This window comes from Nocardiopsis sp. NPDC058631 (assembly GCF_042716955.1).
Lineage (GTDB): Bacteria > Actinomycetota > Actinomycetes > Streptosporangiales > Streptosporangiaceae > Nocardiopsis.
On record NZ_JBHXQY010000060.1, the window covers coordinates 1 to 22,987 of the forward strand.

Sequence of the window (22,987 nt, forward strand, 5' to 3'; positions counted from 1 at the left end):
CGACGCAGCCGAACGAGGCATCAATCGGGTCTGCGAAGACGATCGTCTCCCCTGGTCCTTCCTTGCTCATACCGGGCTGGAGGTCCATCCTCCAATCCCACACAACTAACGAAAAACTCAGTAATCCGATGGCCGCAGGTTCGAATCCTGCCGGGTACGCCACAAAATCCCAGATCAGACTGAGTGCACCGTCCATCTTTGAGAAGCCGCCGCACTGATGGGACCAGGGTGGGACCGAGATGGGACCAGGTCCCTGTTCACGCCCCTCCCGCCCGTGCTGCGAGGGCTCCCGACGTGCCACAGCACCAACCAGACGGCCCGCTCAGTCCCCTACCGCCCCGCCTCCAGCGACACAGTGCCGGCTGGCCCCAACATCACCTTCGACAGCCGCCTTGTTGCACGGGAGTGACGGGAGGCGATCCCGGCACACATCAAGGTCTCTATCGCACCCGGCACGAGACACATCGTTGCAGGCCAGGTGTCTGCCGTGCAGGCGAAGCGATCAACTCACCCGAGAGACCTGAACAGCTACGCACCCCTTTCCGACCCTGTATTCAGAGCGCAATAACCTGCACTTGCGCCGCCTGCGATTCATCAACACGCACCTCAAAAAAGCCGGAAGCAGAGAATTCAATACGAAAGGAATCTAGTGGATCAGAAACAACAAACTTATCGACATTTGGAGCCGCCAGACTTCCAGAGAAAATCACTTGAGGAAGCAGGTCACCCTTAAAAAAACCTCGAAGAACCTGCACTTTCACAGACCCCTCCATCGGCAAGCGAACAGCAAAGGCCAGCGAACCTGGAATCAAGTGCGGAGAATCATTCGACCCATCCCACTCATCGTGATCCGCATCCTCTCGAAACCCTTCAGCTTCCAGCAAAAGGTAGGCATACTGAATCTCCTTGAGGACCTCTCCGATCACTCCATAATTCGACATCTAGGACATACCCCTGTTCATCCATTCATTGAGGATATTTCTCACCGCATTCCCCTGGCGCCGATAGCAAGTGCCACAGTGCGGGAAGGCTGTCTGTGGAGTTCCAGGTGAGATGAGCGCAGTGGGTGGCATGTGATCTGGAACCCAGTTCCCACTCTTAAGGCCTGAAGATCTAACTCCGCACGCATGACACCCAAAGCGATCTCCCGCCTCATTAATGAGATCCCGCACGCCCGGAGCCTCAATATCACCGTTCTCCAGGCTGACACCTTCTCGTGCATGCGGCCCGGGTTCAAAATACTGGCACCTCTCCCGTGCATTGTGGCTGAGAACGTCGAGGTCCCCGACCACCACGTGATAGGTGTGGATGCCCTGGACCGTCAGGTTATGGACCGTGGCCGGCTGAGTCCAGCTCTCCGTACCCGTGACCTGGACCAGAGTCCCCGCAGATGACTGCAACCACATCCCCGGCACGAGGTCGGCCGCGTCAACCCAAGCATCCAGCTCCGGCACCCAGAAGGGGTGCTCGTCCGTGGCGACGATGACGTCTCCGAGCACCATCGGCCCCGGACGCCCCAGCACATCCTCCAGTTCGCCGTCGTCCAGCTCCTGGACATCGATCTGGAAGGCAGTGTCCACCGTGATCTCGACCAGGGCCTTGGTCCCCGACCCGATGATCGTGGCCAGGACTTCGCGAGGCCCTTGCTCACCCGTCTCCGGATCCACCGCCAGGACCTGGTCACCGACCTGCACGTCCTCGATCGGTGTGTGCGATCCATCGGCCATCAGCACCAACGTGCCCGCAGCGAAACTATTGCCCTGGCAGCTGCTCCCACCGCGGCGGAACCGCCGCAGCAGGTCCTTGATCGAGCCACCACCGCGCAGTACTCGCGCCGCGGATCCGGCCGGGATCGGCCCGGTTCCGATCTCCGCCGCCAGATCCACAGCGGCCCCGCCGGCCATATAGGAGCCTGAGTTCATGTTGCCTCCGGCGCGCTCGAACGCTTCCTGTTGCGAGGGCAGACCCAACTTGGAGAACGCGTAGTTGGTGACCAGGGTCGGCGGGCTGAAGACCGCAGCGGCGTGCACCGCCCCGCCCACGAAGTTGAAGACCTTGCGCCGCTGCGGGATGTGCCGGGTGGAACGGTGCACGAAGGTCGACACCTGCTGCGCCCGACGGAAGGTGCGACGCTTGATGGTGTAGCGGATCTGGCGCACCCGCGAGGAGTTCCACACCCGCCGAATCGATGTTCGCGCCCGGTTGCGGATCCGGCTGGCCGCGCGGCGTACTCGGTTCCATGTCTTGCGCAGGAACAGCCCGTCGGGGTCAGTGAAGCTGACGGGGTTGCTGTTGGCGTAGGTGTAGCCGTGCATCTGCTGTGGATCGGAGGCGTCCGTCACCGGGTCTGCGGAGATGAAGCGCCCCAGAGCCGTGTCATAGGCACGGGCACCGATCTGTGTCAGCCCGGTCGAGGCGTCGATGGTGCCGTCCACGAATCCGCGCTCGGTCGGCCAATCTCCGGTGGAGCGGTCGCCTCCGAAAGCCGTAAAGCGTCGTTGGACGACCTCGCCGGTGGAGGCGTCCACCGCGAGTTGTCCGGTGCCGTGGTGGTCGGAGAAGAGCCAGTTGACCGTGCCGTCCGAATCACGGACGGCGATGGTGTCCTCGCCGTGGTTGTAGAACCTCAGGGCGCGCGTGACCAGCGAGGTTCGCTCGAAGTGGATCTCCATCCCTGGCAGGTACAGGGTGGAGGTGGCGCCGTCGCGGCGGATCAGACGTGACCCTTCGGCGTCATAGACATAGGAGGTCACACCGTTGTCGGCGTCGCTGACGCGGACCAGCAGGCCTTCGGCGTCCCATTCCAGACCCTGTTCGTGCGCTGGGGTGATGCGCGAGACCATGTTGCCGGCTTCGTCGAACTCGTACTGTTCCAGCCGTGCTCCGGCCGGCCCCGTCTCGTTGACCTGGGTCAGGGTGTGCGGCTGGTCCTGGCCGGCCTGCGGGTGGGCGTAGGTGCGCTTCGTAGCACCGCCGATTCCGCCGTGCTGGGTCTCGGTGACGCGGTTGCCGATGTCGTCGTAGGTGTAGGAATGCCAGTAGGGTGCCGGACCGCCGAGATTGTTCGCGTCAGGGTCGGCATCGCAAGCACTGAGGCCGGTCGCGTCGGGGGTCCAGGCTTCGGTGAGCTGGCGCATGTGGTCGTAGGTGAAGCACTGGACGTCGGCGTCGCGGTTCTCGTCTGTTGGTTCGTCGCGGATCGATAGGACATTGCCCGCGTCGTCGTAGCTGTAGTGCTGGTGCTGTAGGGACCCGGAGCCGACTCTGGGCACGACCCAGCTCTCAAGGAGACGGTTGGTGGCCTCGCTGTAGTTCCATGCCTGCCAGGTGCGATCCGAAGTACTTTCGGTACGGGCCAACGTGCGATGCACGAGATTGCCGACCTTGGAATAGTCGGCCTCGGTGAGGTAGGGGCCGTCACCGGAGATGGCGGTGACCATTCCCAGGTCGTCGTAGGTGTAGTTGATGTTCTCCTGGTCGAGCCCACCGACTCCCGGTGCGACCTGGTTCTTGATACTGCCGTCCGGGTGGTAGCGGGTGATGAATCGGTAGGTCCCGCTGAGCCCGTTCTCTTCCTCAGGGATGGTGACGGTCGTGGCCATCGCACGGTAGAGAGCGTCATAGGACAGGACGCGGCTGGTGTAGGCCTGCCCATCCGTGAACCGGGTGGAGGAGGTGAGTTGGCCCTTGGCGAGGGTGTCGTAGACCCACGCGGTACGTTGGGTGCCTTCGAGGGAGTCCTCGTACAGACCCACCTTCCGGCCCAGGTCGTCGTAGGCGTAAGCCAGGGTTTGGCCGCGTGCGTCGGTGCTGGTGGTCATCCGGTCCAGCGCATCGTAGGTGAAGGTGCTGGTACCGGTGTCAGGGTGGGTGGCCGAGAGACGGCGCCCGTTGGTGTCGTAGGTGTAGCGCCATTCGTTGCCCGCGGTGTCGGTGACGCTCTCCAGTTCGTCGCCGGGGGTGTAGGTGTAGTGGATGGCGTCGTAGTCGCCGGTGGGCTGTCGCCCGTGGTGGTGGCGCAGTTCGACCGTGTTGCCACGCAGGTCGGTGATCGTCGTGGTCCCCGTCCCGCCTTCAGGAGGCGTCATCCGGGTCTGTTCACCGTCGTACTCGGTCGTGGTACGGAACTGCTCCTCGCCCTTGGACATCTGGATCTGGTGGACAGGCCGCTCTGCACCGTCATGAACGGTCCGGGTATAGCGGGGAATCTCGTCGGCGTTGCTGGCAGCGAACAGGGTCCCGCTGGGCTCTTCCTCGTTGGGGTAGGCTTCGCGCTTCAGGACCTCCAGACCGCGTGAGTCATGGAGGACGTCGCTGATGAGCCGACCACCACCGAAGGACGGTGACTGCGTCTGGCGCACACGGAGCCATCCGTCGTGGATCTGGTACGTGGTGTTGTACTCGCCGCTGGGGTTCAGTGTGCTGCTGGTGACGTAGCTGGGCGCGTCTTTGGACAGGTGGTAGTTGAACTTCATGCTCGGCGAGAACCGGTCTTTGGGACGGTCTGCGAGCCAGACCTCGGTCAGACGGCCGAGGGGGTCATAGGCCAGGTCCGTGCGCTTGCCGTTGGCGTCGATCTCCGCGACGGTCAGGGATCGGCCGGGCTCGAGTTCGGCGACGCTGATGTGACCAGCCGGGTTGGTGGTGGTGATCGTGTTCGCTGTGCCGCCGGCCACCTGGTCGGTGTATTCGGTGGTGGTGGTGTTGCCCTCAGTGTCGGTCTGGGTCAGCTGGCGGCCGTAGGCGTCATAGGTGGAGGTTTCCGTGACCTGGTAGACCGGGTTGCCGTCCGTGTAACCGGTCAAGCGTTCCGCGGAGGTCTCCACGCCGTGGGTGGGCGTTTCTCCCACTGCCTTGCCGTCGTAGGCGGTCCGCAGATCACCGACGACATCTCGCGGACGGGACGGGGTCTTGTCGCACCCGGTGGAGACGACTTCTTCCCGCGAGGAGAGTTCCAACAGGTGTTTGGAGCTGTTGCGGTTGTAGGTGGTGCGAACGCAGATCTCGTCACCGCTCGCGGAGACATCGCCGCGATCGAAGACCTCGGTCGGCATCCCGTAGCCGTCATAGGTGGTGTCGACGCGCTGCTGTCGCCAGCTTCCGTCGGCCAAGGGTGAGTAGCTGCGTACCGAAGCCACATCGACGCGGTAGGCGTCCAGGGTTCCCCAGGAGTACGTGCGCGAGCCGGTCTTCTGGCTCCAGGGGAGAGTGATCTCCTTTTCAACGATGTCTCCACCGGGCCCGTTACGAGTCAGTGTTTCCAGCGTCTGACCGCTGTAGCGGTCGTGGTCGGTGTGTTCGACGCCTTCGGAATCGGTGACCTTGACGGTGCGCGTGCCCTCAGGTAGGTGGTCGCCGTGCATACCCCGGAAGAAGTGGTGCTCCTCCTCCGACTGGGTGCCGTCGGGCATTCCGGAGATCACTCGGACTGTTTCGTAGCCGCGCCACTGCGACCAGGTGCGTTTGTCGTCCTTGGTGAATCCGTCCGCGTCCATGTACCGCCAGGCGGCATCGCCCCGGTAGTCGTATGTGGTGGTCACGTCCGGTTGGTCGGTGACCAGGTCGATCTCCTTGACCTGCGTGACGACGTACTTGTGGAACCAGTCGGTGATGTCGTCATCTCCCCGCCCGCTGGGAACCCATTCCACCGGGTAGCAGCGCCGGGTGTTGGTGTGCGGTGTGGGTGTGGACCCGGCCGTGCAGTCGGGATCTGAATAGGTGACGTCGAGTTGGCCGCCGGTCTCGGTGTACACGGCGCTGACTCGCCACTTGTTGAGAGGGGCCACACCATCGCTCGTGGAGTCGACCCTGTTGGGCATCGGTGTGCCCGTGAACGTCAGTGCGGGGTTGTCCGCCTCGCCGCCGACGTGCCCGGTGTGGGTGATCGAGTCCAGCCACAGTGTCGGATCGGTTCCGTCCCCTGGCTCTGGAAAGCCGTGGGCGAAGGCCCAGGAGTCGACGGTGGAGTAGTCCGATCCGTCGTGGAACTGCGCGCTGACCTTGGTCAGTCTCTTGGTGGTGAAGAACGTGGGCGAGAGCTGGTCGGTGCATTTGGTGCCGGCCTTGCAGTCCCTGTCGAGTGGGACGTCAGGCCAGTGCTCGGCGTTGTCCTTGTTGCGTTTGTCAGCCGCGCAGTCGAAGGAGTCGGTGGTCAGGCAGCGTTCGGAGACGGTGAAGTTCACCCGGGCCGGAGCTGTGGCGAAAAGGAGGGGCCCGGCGGAAGGGATGACGCCGGCGTCATGGTCAGGGTGTGTGGGGCGCCCGCGCCCCCACACCCCGGGCCCCGCCCGCCCTACGCGAAGATGACTACCCACTTGGGTATAAGTCTGGACACACGGTGGACCACCTGAGTAGCCCACGACCTGCACTTATGCAGACAGAGGGGGGATCCAAGAGTGTGGATGGGTCGCTGGACCGGCCGTTGGGCTACCTGTTGGACCCCTGCTCACATCGCTCTCACTCGGGGTTCACACCCCAAGACCACTCCCAAAAAGCGTGACGAAAAAGCGCAGTGGCTTTTACCTCAAAGCTGACCAACTACTGTTCCTGCGTCTGCTTGACGAGGGCTCGGGCTCAGAGGCGGTCTCGGCGTCGCCACCATTGTCAGGAACGCCGGGACGGCTACCGGAGGAATGGGCGCTGACCTCGCAGTCCGAGTCCTCACAGCCGATACCGGACCAGAAGTTCGGGCTGGCGTCCGTGTACGTCGTCGACACTGTGAATACCAGGGCCACCGCTCCCGACACCAATACAGCCGACCGGGCGCACCACGTCGTCAGCATGCCCTGTGGTCCCCCGTCCGCAGCTCCTCCGCCTCCAGCTCCCGGCATCGGGTGCAGGCACACTGTGGCCCTGATCAGCCAGAGTCCGTTACGCGCTGGGCCCTCGTGCCCAATGACCGGCCAGCCGGGGTCGTCCCCGCGGTCCTCGATCCACACGTTTCGTGGTGGGGCGTCGGAGTCGACGTCCACGACCTCGGGGACAGCTCGGGTGCCCCGAAGCCTCGACGCCAGTGAGCATCTGCCTGGTGAGTTCGAGTGCTTGCCCGGACGCGAACAAGGCAAGGTCAGGGTGCCCAGTGGCACCCTCGTGAGACTCCTTGACGACTGTGTCCTATATACCGCAATACGCATCGAACGCGAGTTCCTCCGGGTAGGGTTCTGGTTCCGCTCGAAGTGTGGGAATCGGCCTCGGCGCCGGATCGACCTGCGTGCCATCATCTTCCGCGCTGCCCGCTCCGAGCGCCACCGCCTCCCGACTATCCGACACGTCACGGGCGTACGAACACACCATCGCCTTTCGACGTCGTGCTCCTGAACTGCGCTAACACCGAGACAGCGTCAAGCGAGCCGGGGTGGCACCGACCGTGGACACGGTCAACACCACCCCGGCAACGCCCTTACCCCTCAGGTCGTGATCGCCTGCCAGCGCCGCACAAGGCACGCCAGCTCGACGAACTCATCCTCACCCCCACCCTCCGGCTCAGGCTGTCGTGCTGACGCCGAACCTCGACCACCAGGCGCTTGTCCTCCACGGTTCGCTTGCCCTGGTCCGCTGGTGTGCGCGCGGACAGCATGGTCCTCGTGCCGGGTGAGGTAGGGACGCACTCCGTCCTCGTCCACGCACCACCCACGCGGCATCGTGTACGGCTCCCGCTGCGGCGGCAGCGCGGTTGGAGGCGCACTCGTGCGTTCTTCTCCGGTTCGAGGTCGTGGGACCGCCACCCGCACCTCGCCCCCAGGCCATCCCGAGAGGGGTTCGCGACCCGTTGGTACACGCCGCGCGGGCAGCGGTTGACGGACCTCGGCCACCAGCTGTGTGCTCCGGCAGGTGGGGCTGCAGAACACGGCAGCGAGCACCGCCCCGAGCATCCAGCGAAGCTGTTCGCCCCACCCTTGGCGGCGTTTGCGGTGCCGCCCGTTATGCTTCTCCACGATCTCCTCCTGCGCTATCAGGTGGGAATCACGCCCCGTGCCGGTGTTCGCCGCACCGGCTCGGGGCACCCCCGTTGTCATGTTTTTCAGCGGATCTGTGAGCAAGGCCGGTTCTCTCGGCACGTGGTCGCGGGGTGAGTGTCAATGGCTCCGGAGTCGTACGCCCCCGAAGCTGCGCTTCTCACCCGCGCCTCCACGCAATTAGACAGAAAACATCTCAAACCCCACAAAACGGGTTCCTTTTCCCATTGGGGCTGGTCGATCTTCCCTTGGGTGGACGAGAACCTTCAACCCCGTACCGACAGAAAAGTCACCGCACCCAGAGAATTGACCCGACCCTGGTCAGAGATGGTCTACGTCGATCCGAGAGGTCGCCAGGTAGCTCATGCCGGTGACCGACAGTTCCCCTGCTGCGGCGGGACGGGCGCGGATGGCGGGGTAGCTGGTCGCACTGGATTCGTCGACGCTCCGGTATGGGATGGAATCCACCTGTTTTTCGTACACGGATTGACCTCGATTACCAGCTCTGCGGAAGTCCAGACCGAACCCGAACAAGGTGACCTCAAGCGAATAACTCCGAATTGTGAGGTAATGCCTCGCCCTGCAAGGCGGGCGAGGCCCTTGATGTTGATCACCACTGCGAGGGATGCCTCTTCTTGAAGTCAGAGGCCAACGTGCGGGCTTCTGACAGCACTTGGTTGAAACGGCACCGACTCCGCCCTGCCGAGTACCTCGAGCACATGGTCAAGGTGCTTGCGCGGGAAGAAGAGGTGCGTGTCCCTGGTGCGCGCCGGTCCACCGTAGACGTCCGGCATGACCGGGCGCACGCAGAGCCAGGACGCTTCTCTGCCCCACTCGCTCATGGCGATACTGAGCTCTCGGTCCGCCCCGAGGAGGGTGATCAGGTGCTCGGCAGGAGACGGTGGCAGCTTGAGCCACACGCGGTCGGCGTAGAAGGCGCTCCACCGCGCGTCTCCGGGAGGCATCCCCGGGCCCGAATCCTGGAGGGATTCGCCGAAGTTCTGACAGCTGGCCTTGGTGTTCAGCCCGAGGGACCAGAGGCGAAGGATCAGCGGAACGAGTTCACGGTCGATCGGAACGCGGACCCCACGGGGTGTCCGAAGCGACTGGGTCTCGTGGGTCTGCAAGGGGACGCTCATGATGGTTCCCGGAGGTGTCGTGGTCCTGCATGACGGAGATCGCCCAGAGCCGGACGGCCGCGATGTGATGGCGTTGCAGGCCCACATACGGATCCGGCCGGATCAGTAGCGTGGGGGCACCGTGCGAGGCTCGCTCCGTGGCCCAGTCGTAGTCCGGCGGCGCGAAGTCGTCGTCGATCCAGGCGACGGGCGTGTTCTTGAGCCAGCTGGCTACCGGGTCGCGTTTCCAGAGGTAGCCGTGCGGGTGGGGGGTCGAAATGTCAGGCGTGCCCAGTTCGATGTGTGGGAAGTGGGGCATGCCCACACACGGCGCGATCAGGAGATTGGCCTCGGCTCCCCAGCTCGTCGCCCAAAGCGGTTGTACCAGGCCAGCGGAGTACAGGGATTTGACCGTCGCCCCGTGGTGCGGGTTGAGCCAGACCGGCACTCCTTGATGGCCCCTGAAGTCGACCCGGTGCGGACGGTACTCCGGTGGCACGGAACCGCCGGGGCCGGGGAACGGGTTGAGGACTCCGTCGACGTCGATCAGTAGATACGGGGGGTTGCCTGCCATGGGATCGCCCTCCAGGGCTCAGATGTTGAGAAGCCGTGCCGCGTCGTGGGTGTGGCGCCGGACCACGTTCGTGTAGGCGGGATCAGCGGAGACGTCGCCAATCCAGACCAGGGCCTGGGCGAGGAACCATTCCAGGACCCACACCCTGTGCCAGCCGAGCGCCCAGTCCTGCGGCTTCAGACCACCACGACGCGTGAGCGCGCCGGCGCTGCCTCCTGCCTCGACGTAGGCCTCCAGGAGCGCACGCGTCCGGTTGGGGTCGGGTGCCTCTACGGTTCCGTGCCAGGAGGCGAGGTCGAGAAGGCCAGGCCCGTGGAAGGCGCGGGCGAGGTCGTAGAGGCGGACACGGCTCTCGCGCACGTGCAGGCTCTCGGGGTGGAACTCCGAGTGGACCCATCCGTAGGGTGCGGTCGTCGCGCCCTCAGCTCGCTGGGGGGCCGCACGGTCGATGTCGCGCAGCGCCTCCCTGATGTCGTCGGCGTCGGACCACCGGCCCTGTGCGTTCAGCAGGTCCAGGGTGCGCATCGCTCTCTGAGGGAGCGATGCCAGCCACGTGCTGTCGGCCGGGGGAAGGTGGGGCGGGACCGCCGCGGCGTGGAGCTGGACCGCTGCGGTGACGCCGTCTGCGTCCGTGGCCTCCCGATCTGGTTCGCCCAGGTCGTCCATCAGCATCGCCAGGATGGTTCCTGAACGCAAGGATTCGACCAGGCGGGGAACGCTGACGCCCGCCTGCCAGGCGGCGGTCAGCGCCTCGTGTTCGTGTGTGAAGGGTTCGGTGGCGCACTTGAAGACAAGGGTGGTCCCGTCCGTCAGGACCAGGCGCTCCACGTGTGAGAGCTCCCAGCTGTGAAGCACCTTCGCCTCGACGAGGTTCCCGCTCATCCCAGCCGAAGCGAGTAGTTCACCGCGCTTGTCGTCGATATCGGTTTGACGCACGTGTTGCTCCTTGTGTCGGGGCGGGGCCCTCCGTGGATGGACGGAGAGCCCCGTCAGAGGGGGAAAGGGTCAGGAGCGCTCTCCGTAGGACTGGACCGTTGTGAGCCAGGTGTCCCGGAAGGTGTCGAGCTCCTCGCGGAAGCGCTTCATGTCCGTGCCGTAGGGCGCCACGACTCCGCCGCGCCTGTCGGGGGCGGACTGGCAGCCGTGCACCAGGCGCCCGCCCAGCGCGGCGTGGGCCTTGACGCCCTCGATACGCCGGTACTCGTTGAACCAGGCACCGTGGAAGACCTCGTCCAGCAGCTCGGTCGTGGGCTCGTCCAGGTCGTAGATGACCTGTGCGGTGTCCGCGAAGAACCAGGTGGGGCCGACGATGCTGATGTGGCCGTTGTCCTCGACCTTGTTCAAGGCGGTGAAGGTGGAGACCTCCGCGAGCATCCGCAGGTGGTCCGCGGTGACCCCGTCGATGCCCAGCGACGCCAGGTGCTCCTCGCGGAAGAGGTAGCTGTAGACCTGCCAGGCGATGTGCAGGACCTCGGCCGGGTCGTGGGTGGTGCGGGCGTTCTGGGCGCTGTACTCCAGGGCGATCTGTTCGATGGCCGACTCGGAGGTCTCGTCGGCGGGGAGGAGCTCGGTCGTGACCTTGTCCCAGTTGATCACGCGCCAGGTGTCGGACTCCAGGCGAAAGAAGTACTTCTCGGGGTCGATGGTGACCGTGTTGTCCTCGACCGACATCCCGGTGATGCGGTTCCAGCGGGGGTCGAAGCGGTGGCCGGGGATGCTCAGGCTTGTCGTGGCCAGCGTGATGGACATGGAGTGGTTCCTCTCTCAGGGTTCTTTGTGGAAGGGGTGTTGGACTGGGCCACGGCCGGATCAGGGCCGCCGTCCAGAGCTGTGGGGCAGGGGGCGCCTTGTTGTCACCGGCAGGTGTTCAGCCCACCGCTTGTCGCTCTCACCGCAGCGCCGATCGCGAGATGGCGGCCCACACTGTGAGGGGTGACCCCTGGACGCCCAGGAATCCCCAGCGGCGGCCGAGTCGCTCCACCAAGGCGAGGCCACGCCCGTTCTCCAAGCCGGGGTCCATCGGACGCACGCGGGGGACGGAGGGGACCGCACCATGCCGGGGGCCGGCGTCCTCGACGGCGAGGCGGATCACATCGGTGTCGAGGTAGGCGATCGTGACCGTGAAGTAGCCGTTCTGGCCCGATGCCGTGTGCCTCAGAGCGTTGGTCACCAGTTCGGAGAGCACCAGTTCGATGACGTCGGCTTCTCCACGCGAGAGACCGGTGACCGTCCTCGCCCAGCGGCGGGCCTCACGGACCTGCGTCGGTGTGTGCCCGAATCTCGCGGCATGACGGCGATAGGCTCCGCCCAGTTGGGGCATCGTGGAGTACCCGGGCACCCGGTGGGGCAGCGCCGGTGTCACCTCGGCATCCGCGCAGTCGTCCTGTTGGGGTGCGTTCATGGTGTTCATCCGTGTTGCGGTCTTCATCCGCGCCTCGATCTTCTGACCCGTACCGCACGAGTCCTGGGGTGTGCCCTTCCGGCACCTCCCATCGAACACCGAGAGCAACCACAGGTCACGGGGCGTACGGACATGCTTTCTATGCCACCCGCGACGGCCCTGAACTGGCGTTTTCCCGATGGCAAACGCGTTTCCATGTCAGACCGGTGAGTGCGCGCGACGAAGTGCCGGTTACAGGCTTTGCGGTTTCGGGCAATCTGGATACCGACGCCTGAGGAGAGCTGCATGAAGTGGACGAAATCCCAGCTCCGGAAACTGCGCGAGCAAATGCGCGAGCAGGATCGCACGAACGATGAGATCGCCGACGAAATCCGTATCCGCTGCGGGTGCTCGCCGTTGGCCGCTTATCGCCACATGCGTGGGTGGAGCCAGGCTGAGGCGACCGAGCGGTATCGCGGTTCCGCTGGCGGGTTGCCGCTGGACCAGGCGGGACTCAGCCGCCTGGAGCTCTGGCCCGAGGTGGGCGGGCGGGCACCACAGGCGACACAGGTCGTCGCTCTGGCGACGCTCTACGGCACCTCCCCACGGAGACTGCTGTCCCCCGAGGGGTTCGACAAGCTGAGCGGGCACGAGCGCAATGTCCTCAAACGGATCGGAAACCAGCTCACTTCCACTGGAGCAACCCAGACAAGCACGGAACAGGCATATTTCTCCGTCAACGAAGAAACCAGAACGCTACCGCCAGAAAGGCAGATCGAGATGGCCGCGAAACGCGCGATGAGGTTCGGAGCGATGGCGGAGGGGACGAATGTGGGGGTGGAGACCCTCCAGGAGCTCTTCGCGGAGGTGTCCAGGCTGGCAAAGGCCTATCCCCGTGCTCCCCTCCACGAGGTCCTGGGAGACCTGGTCGAGGCCCAGGACGTGGCGTTCATGCTGTTGGAGGGGCGGCAGCGTCCCAACCAGACCAGGGACCTGTACCTTCTGAGCGGCCTGTTGAGCATCATGCTCGCCAAGGCCAGTCATGACCTCGGTGATCCGCACGCCGCGATGAAGCAGGCCCGGACCGCGTTCATCTGCGCCGACAACGCCGATCACGACGGGCTGCGTGTCCGGGTGCGCGCCCAGCAGAGCTTGATGGCCTACTGGGCGGGGTGGCCTACCGAAGCCGCCCGGTACGCGGAACTGGCTCGCGATCTGGCCACCGAGCGCACCGGCACGGCCGCCATCTGGCTGATGTCCCAAAGCGCCCGCACGTGGGCCTCGCTGGGCAGCGCGGAACGCGCGCTCAACGACCTCCAGGCAGCCACGGCCCTGCGCGAAGGACTGCGCGGCGACGACCTGGACGAGCTCGGCGGTCTGATGCGCTTCGCGCACTGCCGCCAGCTCTACTACGGAGCCGAGACGCAGATCTGGATCCCCGGACGTGAGGAACAGGCCCAGCAGGTCGCGCAGGAGGCCGTCGGTCTCTATGAGGCCGCTGACGCGGAGGGGTCCGACGACTGGGCCTACCAGGACGAGGCCGGGGCACGCGCCGACCTCAGCTATGCCCGGGTCTGCCTGGGAGAGATCGAGGGTGCCACACAGGCCCTTGAACCGGTCCTGGGCCTGCCCGCCACGAAGCGGGTGTCCGGCGTGGTGAACAGCGTCATGCGCGTGCACGGCGCCCTACGCGGCCCGGACTACACCGGAAGCAAGGCCGTAGCCCGGCTCCGCCAGGAGATCGAGGCCTACAGCCGCACTCCCGCCTCGGCTCTGACCTCTGGCCGCTAGCCTGCCGCACATGCACCCAGTCGAACTCTCCAGCGCCAGGCTCGCCCTCCGGGAACTGCGGCCCACCGACGTCGAGGACCTGCTCCGGGTCTACGGAGACGCGGAGGCGGTGAGGCACCTTTCCTTCACCCCGCGCACCAGGCAGCAGTGCGCGGCCATCGTGGAGGCCGCGATGACCGATTCCGAGCGGGAGAACAGGGGCGTCTACATGCTCGCTGTCGCGCGGGAGGGCCGTCTCGTCGGTAGCGCCCGCTTGGCCGTGGACGAGCGCCCCCACAGCGCACAGATCGGTTTCGCCCTGCGGCCGGACCTGTGGGGGCAGGGGTTCGGTAGTGAACTCGTCCAGCTCCTGCTCCGGTTCGGCTTCGACGAGCTGGGGCTCAAGCGGATATGGGGCGCCCGTTCTCCGGAGAACCAGGCCTCCGAGCGCGTCATGCTCCGGGCCGGGATGGTGGAGGAGGGACGGATCCGGCGGCACCTGTGGACCCGGGACGCCTGGCGCGACTCCATCGTTCACTCGATCCTGGACGACGAGTGGACACCGAACCCGGTAACGCGCAAACCATAGGTCCCATCCCAAGTGCAGGTAACAGTCCAGATGACGGGAGGCGATCCCGGCGCTCACCGCTGTCTCCCCCGGACCTGAGCCTCTCGCACACCGCGATCAGCAACCCCCTCACCTTGCTGTCAGATCAGTGCAACGACGGCTCCTGACTCCAGGCGCGAGCGCCAATGAACAGAGCGTCATCGCCCACCACGAAGGTCTCCAGCTCATCCCTGCCCTGGCCGATGCGGACGTGTTCGGCGCTGTCGAAGGCACTGGTCCGCGCGCGGAGCCGGACCGGGTCGGCTGCGTTCAGGACACGCAGCCGCCACGGTGCTCCTGCCTCCTGGGCGGGTACGGCCAGGTGCACCATGGCGCAGGCATCATGACGGGAACGCATGCCGGTGTGTCCAGCCGTGTAGGAGACCATGCGCAGCTCAGCCTGCTCCGATAAACCGGTGACCCGCCGAGCAGGCCCGAGGGTGGCCGGAACGGCTCCCCCCGCGGCCAGGTCATCACGTATCCCGCGAGTCAGTTCCTCAGCCTCCGGAACGCCCTTGAGGAGCATCTTCCAGTCCGGTGCCAGGTCGGTTCCGCCGCGCCGAAGCCAGGTGACCACCAGGGAGCGGAAGGCGGCCTCACGCCGCCGTCGGGGAAGTGCTCCCGCCTCCAGGATGTCGCGTCCGGCCCCGTGCAGGGCACGACAATACGCCTCCACCGGGATGCGCGTGACCTCGCCGGGATAGCGGACCGAGCGGATCCGCATCATCGCCCAAAGCAGGAAGGTCGCCGCTCCCCGGGCGAAACCCTCCACCGTTCCTTCCTGCGGCGGATGCTCGACCCGTGACCCCGCCTGGCGGGGCGGGATCTGCATGTCAGCGCGGCGACCGGAACCCGACAGGTGCCAGAAGGAGTCCTGGAGTCGCAGCGAAGCACCCCGTGCCCGCAGTACTCCCCCTGAGCCCAGACCGATGGTCACCCCTCGCCCATCGGAGCCCAGGCTCACCCCGAGGGCCGCGCCTGTGTCGACGTCCACCTCGTTCACCTCATCCAGGTGCACCTCCAGCGTGGGAGGAAACCCCGGTGTGCTCGTGCCGTGGTCGTAGGAGCGGACGAGTTCCAGGGTGAGGAACCCGTCGAGCCGGGTGCAGGCACGTTCGAGCTGAAGGTGGCGGACAGCGGAGGCGCCCAGAAGGTAGTCATCGGCCAGGTCGGTCAGTGTCTGCGGCGTCCAGCGGTAGTACACCGGGCGGACCGTGCCCCGGTAGTCGCGGTAGGGCTTGTTGGAAAGCGCGGGTGGGGGCTGGACCAGCGCGTCGATCCGGTGGCCGGCGATCGCGCCCTGCCCCACCATCCAGTCCCAGCGGGTCGGTCTCAGGCGCGCCATCCACTCCAGGGCAGCTCGAGCACGCCGTTCCCGTGCGCGAGGGGTTCGGCCCGTCGCAGCACGCAACAGGGGGAAGGTGTTGTTGTCCCAGGCGTCAGAGACGGTCCTGATGGTTTCCCGGTCGAAGGTACGTGCGTCGCGGGCAGCATCAGCGATCTGGGCCAGGGAACGGTCCAGCAAAGCGGCCAACGCGGCCAGGGATGGTTCAGCGGGGTCAGGGGGTGCGCTCACAACCGAGAACCCTGGCACAAGACCACGGTGGGAACATCAGCCGGTGGTGCAGGAAAGAACCACGACCTCGCGCACCAGCGGGAACAATTCACGGGTACCTCGAGAGGTGCCATCGGACGCCGCCAAGGGCCGGTGTGTGCTCCGATTGTGCTCCGCAGTTCCGGACTGGCACGACACCGGCCGACACCTCTTGACACGAAACGATGGCGGTGATCGGATGGATAGGGACGAAACGGCACCCTGTGGCACGTAGAGACACGAAAGCGCCGGACTTCTAATCCGATGGTCGATGGTCGATGGTCGGCGTGGAAATCCGGAAGCAGGTCGCTGACCATGTCTGCGGCAGCACCGACCGGGAACCCGATCTTTGAGCGGGGCGCCCCCCGAACTCCCGACCCCCACGAAACTCCCCCAGCAGACTTCTCCGAGCTGGACGGAGTCCCGGCGCCCCGGCCTCCCCCGCGGAGCATCTGACCAATCCCTCAGCGGAAGGTCGACGTGAGGTCGGCGAGGAGCGCCCTGGTGCCCGCACTCGGTCGTGCTCGCATGGCCTTGAACCGGTCGGCGAGGTCCTGGTAGGTGCGCTCGACAGCGTCCAGGCGGCCCAGGCCCGCCTGAGCCCTCATGAGTTCCTGGTGGACGGGCTGGGGCCCACGAGCTGGCGGCATTGCGCCGCATCGGCACCGCGGTCGAGGCCGCCATCAACCGCGAAAGACCCGGCCCTGGCTCCGCGGCACCGACACCGCCCGGGACGTCCACGTCGTAGTCGTGCGCAGCCGGGCGCGTACGGTTTCCGCGCGACGGGCCGACGGCCGGGCGTCGGTTCGAGGCGGTTCCCGCCACCAGTGACACCACGCCATGTCCTCGTGCGAGGCCGTGTCACGGCGAAACGGTGACGCGGCGACACCGACCGGCGCGCGACGACGGCTTGACGTGTCGGACAGCACGGGCAAGATGCACGACGACCTCATCGACGCCGTGGGCATCTCCGACCTGACGAACTACCTGCGGACCCAGCCCGAGTCCGTCCGCCCGGGCCTGGTCGACAACTTCTACCGCCACGTGGGCGACCCGGCCGTCCCGGAACAGGAGGCGGACATGCTCCCCCGCTCCCCGATCGCCCGGATCAACCAGATCCGCACGCCGCTGCTGGTGACCCAGGGCGCCAACGACGTCCGTGTGGCGAAGGCCGAGTCCGACAACATCGTCGGGTCCCTGCGCCCACGCGGTGTCGACGTCGGGGGCGGGCGCGTTCCACCCCTGGTCGGCGGACAGGCGCGCGACCTTCTTCGAGGTCGGGTGGAGGTATCGCTCAGGCGGGCATTTTGAGAGCTCCGGCGTGCACCGCCCAGTTGGAGCCGACAGCGCTCGGCATGGTCGGCGAGGACAGCAGCACTATCGCCCGGGCGATCTCCGAGGGGTCGATCAGCCTGCCGGTGACCAGACCGGCCTGTTGGGGGAGCGCCTCCAGGACGGAGGCCTCATCGACGCCCAGAGCCGCGGCCGCGTGGGCCACAAAACCGTCCTCGCCCACCAGCAGATCGGTCCGGGTAGCCGAGGGTGTGACCACGTTGACCCGTACGCCCTTGGGTGCCACGTTCTCGGCGAGCCCCCGGGAGAACGCGTTGAGAGCCGCCTTGGCGCTCGAGTAGGGCAGGGGCGCCGCATGTGGCTGGAGGGCGGATTCGGAGCTGACATTGATCACGGCTCCACGCGCCTCGATGAGAGCCGGTAGCGCGGCGCGGGTCACGCGGATGGCGGCGTGCAGGTTCAACGCGAAGATCCTGTCCCAGTCCTCCTCCTCGCCGGTGAAGGGGTCGGCACGCGCCTCTTCGGAGATGGAGCCCCCGCCCGCGTTGTTGACGAGGACGTCCAGTCGGGGATCGGCGTCGAGGGCGGTCTCGATCATGCGCCGGGGAGCGTCCGGACGGGAAAGATCGGCGGGGATGAAGGTCGCACCGGTTGCTTCGAGCTCCGGGGAGCTTCGACGTGACACGGCAGTGACGGATGCGCCCTCGGCGGCAAGTGCTTTGACCGTGGCGAGGCCGATGCCCTTGCTCGCGCCGGTGACCAGCGCGCGCTTGCCGGAAAGTTGCAGGTCCATGAGTGTGTCTCCAGTCGGTTCGATGACGGGGAACGCCGCCCAGATCGGCTCGGCGGTGTAGCGGGCAAGCCTAAAATGGTGAACCCGCTCCACTTGAGAGACTGTAACATGTGGAGAGGTAGCTCCACTTTCTGAACGGAGGAACGATGGACCAGCCAAAGCCGCCGCCTCGGCCGCTGCGAGCCGATGCCGAGCGGAACAGGAAGCTGATCCTCGAGACCGCCTACGAGGCGTTCGCGGACGAGGGCGTCGATATCTCCCTGGCGGAGATCGCCCGGCGGGCGGGCGTCGGCTTCGCGACGGTTCAACGCCGGTTCCCCACCAAGGACGCCCTCGTCACGGAAGTCGTGCGGGGCCAGCTCGCGCACATCGGTCAGGATCCCGCACAGGGCCTCGACGCCTGGCAGGCGTTCACCGCGCCGATTCTGGAATGCTGCGAGCACCAAGTGAAGGAACCCGGTCTGGCCGGGTCCATCGCGCAGATCCTGTCCTCCGCATCCGAGCCGTCGGTCCGCGAACCGATCCTCGACGCCCTCGTTCCGTTGGTGACACGCGCACAAGCCGACGGCGCCCTGCGAGACGACGTGTGTGTCGATGACGTGCTGCTGATCCTCAAGGCGAATGCCGGGGTCATCGCCAACTCCCCCGGGAAGGAGGCGGAGGCGTCGCGACGATTCGTCGCACTGGCGCTGCGTAGCCTGCGACCGTGAGGCGGCTGCGGCGGACAGGCACAGCAGGTTCAAGAGCTGAGCACGTCGGGTGGGCGCAGCAGGAGCCTTCGGATGGCGAGGCCGGCTGGCCGTGTTCCTGCGGTGTCAGCCCTCAGCGAACCCTTCGTGTCCGGAGGCTGTCCATGACGGCGTCGAGCATCGGCCTGGTTGCGTCGATCACGGGCATAGCCCTGCCCGAAAACGGCAGGGCCCCTCAATCCGTGTCTGGCTCGATGGACGGGGTTTACGCCCCACGGGTCGTGAAAGCGGCTCGGGCAGCGGGGGCCGTGCGGACGAGGGTGTCGTAGGTGTGCGTGGTGCGTTGCAGCTCCACGCCGAGCCCGCGCGCCCAGGCGTCGAGATCCTCCTGGACGGTGGGTCCGTCGCGGTCGTCGTCCACGGTCATCTCCAGTTCGAGGAACGCGCCTGCGTGCTCGACCATGTCCACGCAGACCAGGATCTGACCCGCGGACCCCACTCGGCGGTGCTTGACGATGCGCACGCTGGGGACGTATCCCATCTGCAGCACGGCGGCGTGCATCTGCTCGCGGTCGGAGACGACCGACTCGAACTCGGTGCACTCCATCGTGTTCGCCAACGGCGTCTTGGTGGTGAATACGTGCAGGCTCCCCTGGGTGCGCAGGCGGCAGAAGGTCCGACCGGCCTTGGGCATGCCCGGCTCCCAGCCAGCGGGGGCGTAGGCCTGGTCGTCCTGGAGCACCGCCTCACCCACCTCCACCCCGGCCTCCCGGAGGGCAGCCAGGAGCGCGCCGAGGTCCCCCACCCGGTACTTGGTCTCGATCTCCCGCATCAGACGCCCCTCGGCTCTCGGATCAATCGTGCTCCAGGAGCGTACCGAGGCACACCAGCCGCGCACGGCTATTCCCAAAGCCCGTCGTTCCAGAGGCTCTGGGGAGGTTCACATCTTCCCCTGTGTCCCCTCATGCGGTCGACCGGTCCCGGGGAGGTTCAGTGCGAGCGATGGTGGATTCCAGGCCGGCACGGATCCGGTCCATGGTCTGGGTGAAGGCCTCGTCGATGTCGATGCCGAGTTTGTCGGCCAGGACGAAGGTCCACCACATCGACTCGGCGAGCTTGTGCTCCAGCTCGGCGCGCGGGTCGCCGTCGATGCCCCAGGTGCCGTCGTTGGCGAGCAGCAGGCGTCCGATGTAGCCGACGTCGTTGGCGAAGCCGATCTGCAGCTCGTGCAACGACCATGTCTTCCCGTTGAATCGCTCCTCCAGGATCTCGTAGAGGGAGCGGACGGCGAGTGCTTGCTCGCGGGCGGCGGCGAGCGACGGCGTGGAATCAGGCATGGATGTTCTCCTTCGAGGTGACGGGATGGGAATCGATGGTGGGGACTGTCGCCGAAGGCGGCGTAGATGCTCGGCTTGTTGGTGCCCACCGCCGTGGCCGGCTCGGTCGGGCTCGCGCCCTCGAAGCCGTGGCGCCAGAACACCTCCGCGGCGGCATCCAGCGCGTACTCGACGTCGAATGCGCGAGGCCTGCCCGCTGCCGCCATGATCGCCTCATCGACAGCGAGCAGGCGATCGACGTCGTCGTCCGTGAACTTCTCGGCAGCACCGTAGAGCCCGTACGCCGCGTCGGACACCACGTGGTCGATGCGCCCGAACTCGTCAAACGCGTTGTCGGCGACCTGACGTGGCCCCGCCGTGTCCGTGACGTCAACGTCACCGACCCACAGGCGGTCGCCATGTACGCCCTTCAGATCGTCCGGCCGGGAGCGCCCACGTACCGTCGCGGTGAGACCCGGTGACCATCGCCCAGGAGAGCCTCGGTGAGTGATCTCCCGAGGCCCGAGGAGGCTCCTGTGACGAGCTGGGCGTCTTCTGCCGTTGCCGTCATTCTGACGTTCCTCGAATCCGTGTTTCTACGATGGTCAGATGGACACCGGGAATTTCCATGGCGAGGCGATCACCTTTAGAGATCGGCGATATGGGTGTCTGCGACCGACGTCGCCAATGCCCCGTATGCAGACGCGGGGCTCTGGAAGCCGGCGATGTAGTCGCCGGCCGCGACACGGCGGGCGACCTCGACAGAGCTGTGCTGGGTGAAGGTGTAACCGGTGGGTGTGCTGATGACCGACCGTGCTACTTGCCCGTCCTGCCCAGTCACCTCGGCCAGTGCCTCGTAGCGCCCCTGAGCGCGCTCTTCGTCTGTCGGGCCGACCTTGTCGTCATCGGCGAAGGGAAGGGCGCCGGCGTCTGTGCGCATGTAGACGCGGATATTCGCTATACCGGTGGAACGCTGAGCGGTGATCAGGTCACCCATGGGCGCCAGCGTGTATTCCTCCTCGCCGTGGCCCAGATCGAAGACGCGTGTCTCGGGCGCAGGCAGCTTGACGAGCTGTCCGGCATCGCGAACCAGAGAGCCGAGATCACCGATGCCTGCCGCGCTCGCGAGGGAGCCGCGTGAGAACCCGCCGGTGATCCGCAGTGCGATCGCAATCCGCTCGGGGTTTGCGACGCGGGCGGCGGTATGGACCGCGAGCGAGTCGGTCGGGACGACGTCCCACCCGACGCCGGACATGACCATGATCCCAGCGCGCTCGGCATCAGCGCCGACCGACTCGGCCAGTTCGTAGGTCGAGAACTCGGCGGTCGTGTCGAGGTAGTGGACGCCGGCCTGGATCCCGGCACGTATGAGCACCTCGGCGGTGTCGCGGAAAGGACCCGCGACGTTGAGAACACCTGCGACGCCGTCCAAGCCTTCCACGACTCGCGCGGGGTCTTCGAGGCCGAAGACGCGGCCCGGCACCCCGAGTTCCTCGGAGAGCTCACCCACGCGCTCGGGGCTCCGCCCGGCGACGATGATGCTGAGTCCTCGCTCTCGGGCGTGCGTGGCGATGAGGCGACCGGTGTACCCCGTCGCTCCGTAGATCAGTACTGGCTTGTCCATGATTCCTTTCATCCGACATGGTCTGTGTGTGCTGCGGTCAGGAGCTGTAGCCGCCATCGATATCGATCGATGCCCCCGTTGATCGGTCCGGCGGCATCGCTGGCGAGGTATGCCACCAGGGAAGCGACCTCATCAGTCGTGCCGAACCGGCCCAGCGGGATCAGCGGGATCAGCGACCGCAACGTGTCGCCGGCGGGGCCGTCCGAGGGATACCCACGAATTCAATGTAACTAGATTGGTTACATGGTACGGTACGTAACCAATCCAGTTACGTCAAATCGGAGAGGTGGCCCATGAGTGCGAACAGCAAGATGAGCGTGGCCGTCCATGTCCTCGCCTGGATCGCCTACGACCGCCGCGGTACCGACAAGGAGGTCGCGACCTCCGAACGGATCGCCACCAGCGTCAATACCAACCCCGTCGTCATTCGTCGCGCGCTCAGCCAGCTCAAGGCCGCAGGCCTGGTCGACGGCAGCCGTGGCCGATCGACCGGCTGGCAGCTGACGCGTGACTCGGCGCGCATCACCCTGCTGGACGTCTACCGTGCAGTGGGCGAGGGGCAGGTCTTCGCGCTTCCGTCAGCCCCGCCCGACGCGGAGTGCTACGTGGGCTACGGCATCCACGACGTGCTCACAACCACCTACCGTGCCGCGCAACGGGCGCTGTCTGAGGAGCTCGAAGGGGTCACGATCGCTGACGTGCTTCGTGATGCGCTTGCCCGGTTTGAGTCACGCCCCAGCGCCTGACGCGCTGCGCACCATGGTCAGCGCCCACGCTCCCGAGGCGGACGTCACCGAGGCGGACGCCGTCCTGGTCGCCCTGCTCGACCAGGACGGCCCGGCCGGACACCGGGACATCGAACGGTGCCCGGCCGTCACCGGCAGGGCCGTCGCGGTCGTGCGGGTAGCCCTCAAGCTCGCGTGGGAGCGCGGTGTCCTCACCTACACCAACCGCGCCCCGGTGTGGAACCGCGAGCAACGCACCTTCACCCTGGCCTCCTGTGTCTGCCCCGGCCTGGACACCACCGTGAGCCGGGAGGAGGGAACCGCGGCGCTGACGGCCACCTACCTGGACCGGTACGGCCCCGTCAGTATGCGCGACGCCACCCGGTGCTCCGCGCTCTCGCGCCGCGCAGGCGAGGTAACCCGCTGGTCCAACCGGCTGCGACGCGAACGGCGCGAGAACCACTTCAGCCCACTCATCGTGCGCACGATCCAGGAGCGGCGACGAGCATCGACGCTGTGAAGGCTCCTCAGCAGAGCCCGCTCCGCCCC

At 66.3% G+C, this 22,987-nt stretch carries 21 protein-coding genes; 7 read left to right on the forward strand and 14 right to left on the reverse strand.

Annotation, left to right across the window (positions count from 1 at the left end):
- From ACFWTE_RS19440 to ACFWTE_RS19475, 8 genes are all read right to left on the reverse strand, one after another.
- The coding region (locus ACFWTE_RS19440; RefSeq protein WP_378780971.1) for a hypothetical protein at positions 1-196 on the reverse strand (196 nt) is incomplete at its 3' end.
- A gap of 358 nt (positions 197-554) precedes the next feature.
- Positions 555-926 (reverse strand): hypothetical protein, encoded by a 372-nt coding sequence (locus tag ACFWTE_RS19445; RefSeq protein ID WP_378780972.1) that lies wholly within the window; start codon positions 924-926, stop codon positions 555-557.
- 15 nt (positions 927-941) lie between these two features.
- The gene (locus ACFWTE_RS19450; protein ID WP_378780974.1) at positions 942-6,182 is read right to left on the reverse strand and encodes an RHS repeat-associated core domain-containing protein; all 5,241 of its coding nucleotides are present in this window, start codon (positions 6,180-6,182) and stop codon (positions 942-944) included.
- Positions 6,183-8,276: 2,094 nt separating this feature from the next.
- Positions 8,277-8,423, reverse strand: a complete 147-nt coding sequence (locus ACFWTE_RS19455) for a hypothetical protein (RefSeq protein ID WP_378780975.1) — start codon at positions 8,421-8,423, stop codon at positions 8,277-8,279.
- A 594-nt stretch (positions 8,424-9,017) separates the two neighbouring features.
- The gene (locus ACFWTE_RS19460; RefSeq protein WP_378780976.1) at positions 9,018-9,647 is read right to left on the reverse strand and encodes an HAD domain-containing protein; all 630 of its coding nucleotides are present in this window, start codon (positions 9,645-9,647) and stop codon (positions 9,018-9,020) included.
- 18 nt (positions 9,648-9,665) lie between these two features.
- Positions 9,666-10,583: a hypothetical protein gene (locus ACFWTE_RS19465; RefSeq protein ID WP_378780977.1), complete on the reverse strand. Its 918-nt coding sequence runs from the start codon at positions 10,581-10,583 to the stop codon at positions 9,666-9,668.
- A 69-nt stretch (positions 10,584-10,652) separates the two neighbouring features.
- The gene (locus ACFWTE_RS19470) at positions 10,653-11,396 is read right to left on the reverse strand and encodes a hypothetical protein (RefSeq protein WP_378780978.1); all 744 of its coding nucleotides are present in this window, start codon (positions 11,394-11,396) and stop codon (positions 10,653-10,655) included.
- Positions 11,397-11,535: 139 nt separating this feature from the next.
- A complete protein-coding gene (locus ACFWTE_RS19475; protein ID WP_378780979.1) occupies positions 11,536-12,048 on the reverse strand; it encodes an ATP-binding protein in 513 nt (170 codons plus the stop codon).
- A gap of 471 nt (positions 12,049-12,519) precedes the next feature.
- Between ACFWTE_RS19475 and ACFWTE_RS19480 the strand changes: the two genes are divergently transcribed.
- Both ACFWTE_RS19480 and ACFWTE_RS19485 read left to right on the forward strand, forming a co-directional pair.
- Positions 12,520-13,818, forward strand: a complete 1,299-nt coding sequence (locus tag ACFWTE_RS19480; RefSeq protein WP_378780980.1) for a hypothetical protein — start codon at positions 12,520-12,522, stop codon at positions 13,816-13,818.
- Positions 13,819-13,828: 10 nt separating this feature from the next.
- Complete coding sequence (locus tag ACFWTE_RS19485) at positions 13,829-14,386, forward strand: GNAT family N-acetyltransferase (protein WP_378780981.1); 558 nt, start codon at positions 13,829-13,831, stop codon at positions 14,384-14,386.
- A gap of 124 nt (positions 14,387-14,510) precedes the next feature.
- On the opposite strand, the gene ACFWTE_RS19490 is transcribed toward ACFWTE_RS19485, so the two are convergent.
- Together ACFWTE_RS19490 and ACFWTE_RS19495 are read right to left on the reverse strand one after the other, a co-directional pair.
- Positions 14,511-15,749: a hypothetical protein gene (locus ACFWTE_RS19490; protein ID WP_378780982.1), complete on the reverse strand. Its 1,239-nt coding sequence runs from the start codon at positions 15,747-15,749 to the stop codon at positions 14,511-14,513.
- A 713-nt stretch (positions 15,750-16,462) separates the two neighbouring features.
- Positions 16,463-16,606 carry a hypothetical protein gene (locus ACFWTE_RS19495; RefSeq protein WP_378780983.1) on the reverse strand — a complete coding sequence of 48 codons (144 nt, stop codon included), beginning with the start codon at positions 16,604-16,606 and terminating at the stop codon, positions 16,463-16,465.
- A 307-nt stretch (positions 16,607-16,913) separates the two neighbouring features.
- Here ACFWTE_RS19495 and ACFWTE_RS19500 point away from each other — a divergent pair, with 307 nt between their 5' ends.
- Entirely contained in the window at positions 16,914-17,309 is a 396-nt protein-coding gene (locus tag ACFWTE_RS19500; RefSeq protein ID WP_378780984.1) for an alpha/beta hydrolase family protein, read from the forward strand.
- Here the strand turns inward: ACFWTE_RS19500 and ACFWTE_RS19505 are convergent.
- Complete coding sequence (locus ACFWTE_RS19505) at positions 17,293-18,084, reverse strand: SDR family NAD(P)-dependent oxidoreductase (protein WP_378780985.1); 792 nt, start codon at positions 18,082-18,084, stop codon at positions 17,293-17,295. The genes ACFWTE_RS19500 and ACFWTE_RS19505 overlap by 17 nt on opposite strands.
- Positions 18,085-18,230: 146 nt before the next feature.
- Here ACFWTE_RS19505 and ACFWTE_RS19510 point away from each other — a divergent pair, with 146 nt between their 5' ends.
- On the forward strand, positions 18,231-18,794 hold the full coding sequence (locus ACFWTE_RS19510) for a TetR/AcrR family transcriptional regulator (protein ID WP_378780986.1): 564 nt from the start codon (positions 18,231-18,233) through the stop codon (positions 18,792-18,794).
- 244 nt (positions 18,795-19,038) lie between these two features.
- Here ACFWTE_RS19510 and ACFWTE_RS19515 read toward each other — a convergent pair whose 3' ends face one another.
- Entirely contained in the window at positions 19,039-19,605 is a 567-nt protein-coding gene (locus tag ACFWTE_RS19515; RefSeq protein ID WP_378780987.1) for a class IV adenylate cyclase, read from the reverse strand.
- A 130-nt stretch (positions 19,606-19,735) separates the two neighbouring features.
- On the reverse strand, positions 19,736-20,110 hold the full coding sequence (locus tag ACFWTE_RS19520) for a hypothetical protein (protein WP_378781020.1): 375 nt from the start codon (positions 20,108-20,110) through the stop codon (positions 19,736-19,738).
- 128 nt (positions 20,111-20,238) lie between these two features.
- Between ACFWTE_RS19520 and ACFWTE_RS19525 the strand changes: the two genes are divergently transcribed.
- Entirely contained in the window at positions 20,239-20,571 is a 333-nt protein-coding gene (locus ACFWTE_RS19525; protein WP_378781021.1) for a hypothetical protein, read from the forward strand.
- 164 nt (positions 20,572-20,735) lie between these two features.
- Here the strand turns inward: ACFWTE_RS19525 and ACFWTE_RS19530 are convergent, their stop codons facing one another.
- Complete coding sequence (locus ACFWTE_RS19530) at positions 20,736-21,713, reverse strand: saccharopine dehydrogenase family protein (protein ID WP_378780988.1); 978 nt, start codon at positions 21,711-21,713, stop codon at positions 20,736-20,738.
- Positions 21,714-22,006: 293 nt separating this feature from the next.
- On the opposite strand from ACFWTE_RS19530, the gene ACFWTE_RS19535 reads away from it, so the two are divergent.
- Both ACFWTE_RS19535 and ACFWTE_RS19540 read left to right on the forward strand, forming a co-directional pair.
- Positions 22,007-22,459, forward strand: coding sequence for an Rrf2 family transcriptional regulator (locus ACFWTE_RS19535; protein ID WP_378780990.1), 453 nt, complete (start codon positions 22,007-22,009; stop codon positions 22,457-22,459).
- Positions 22,437-22,958, forward strand: a complete 522-nt coding sequence (locus ACFWTE_RS19540; RefSeq protein ID WP_378780991.1) for a DNA glycosylase AlkZ-like family protein — start codon at positions 22,437-22,439, stop codon at positions 22,956-22,958. The genes ACFWTE_RS19535 and ACFWTE_RS19540 overlap by 23 nt, the downstream gene beginning before the upstream one ends.
- The last annotated feature ends 29 nt before the right edge of the window (positions 22,959-22,987 follow it).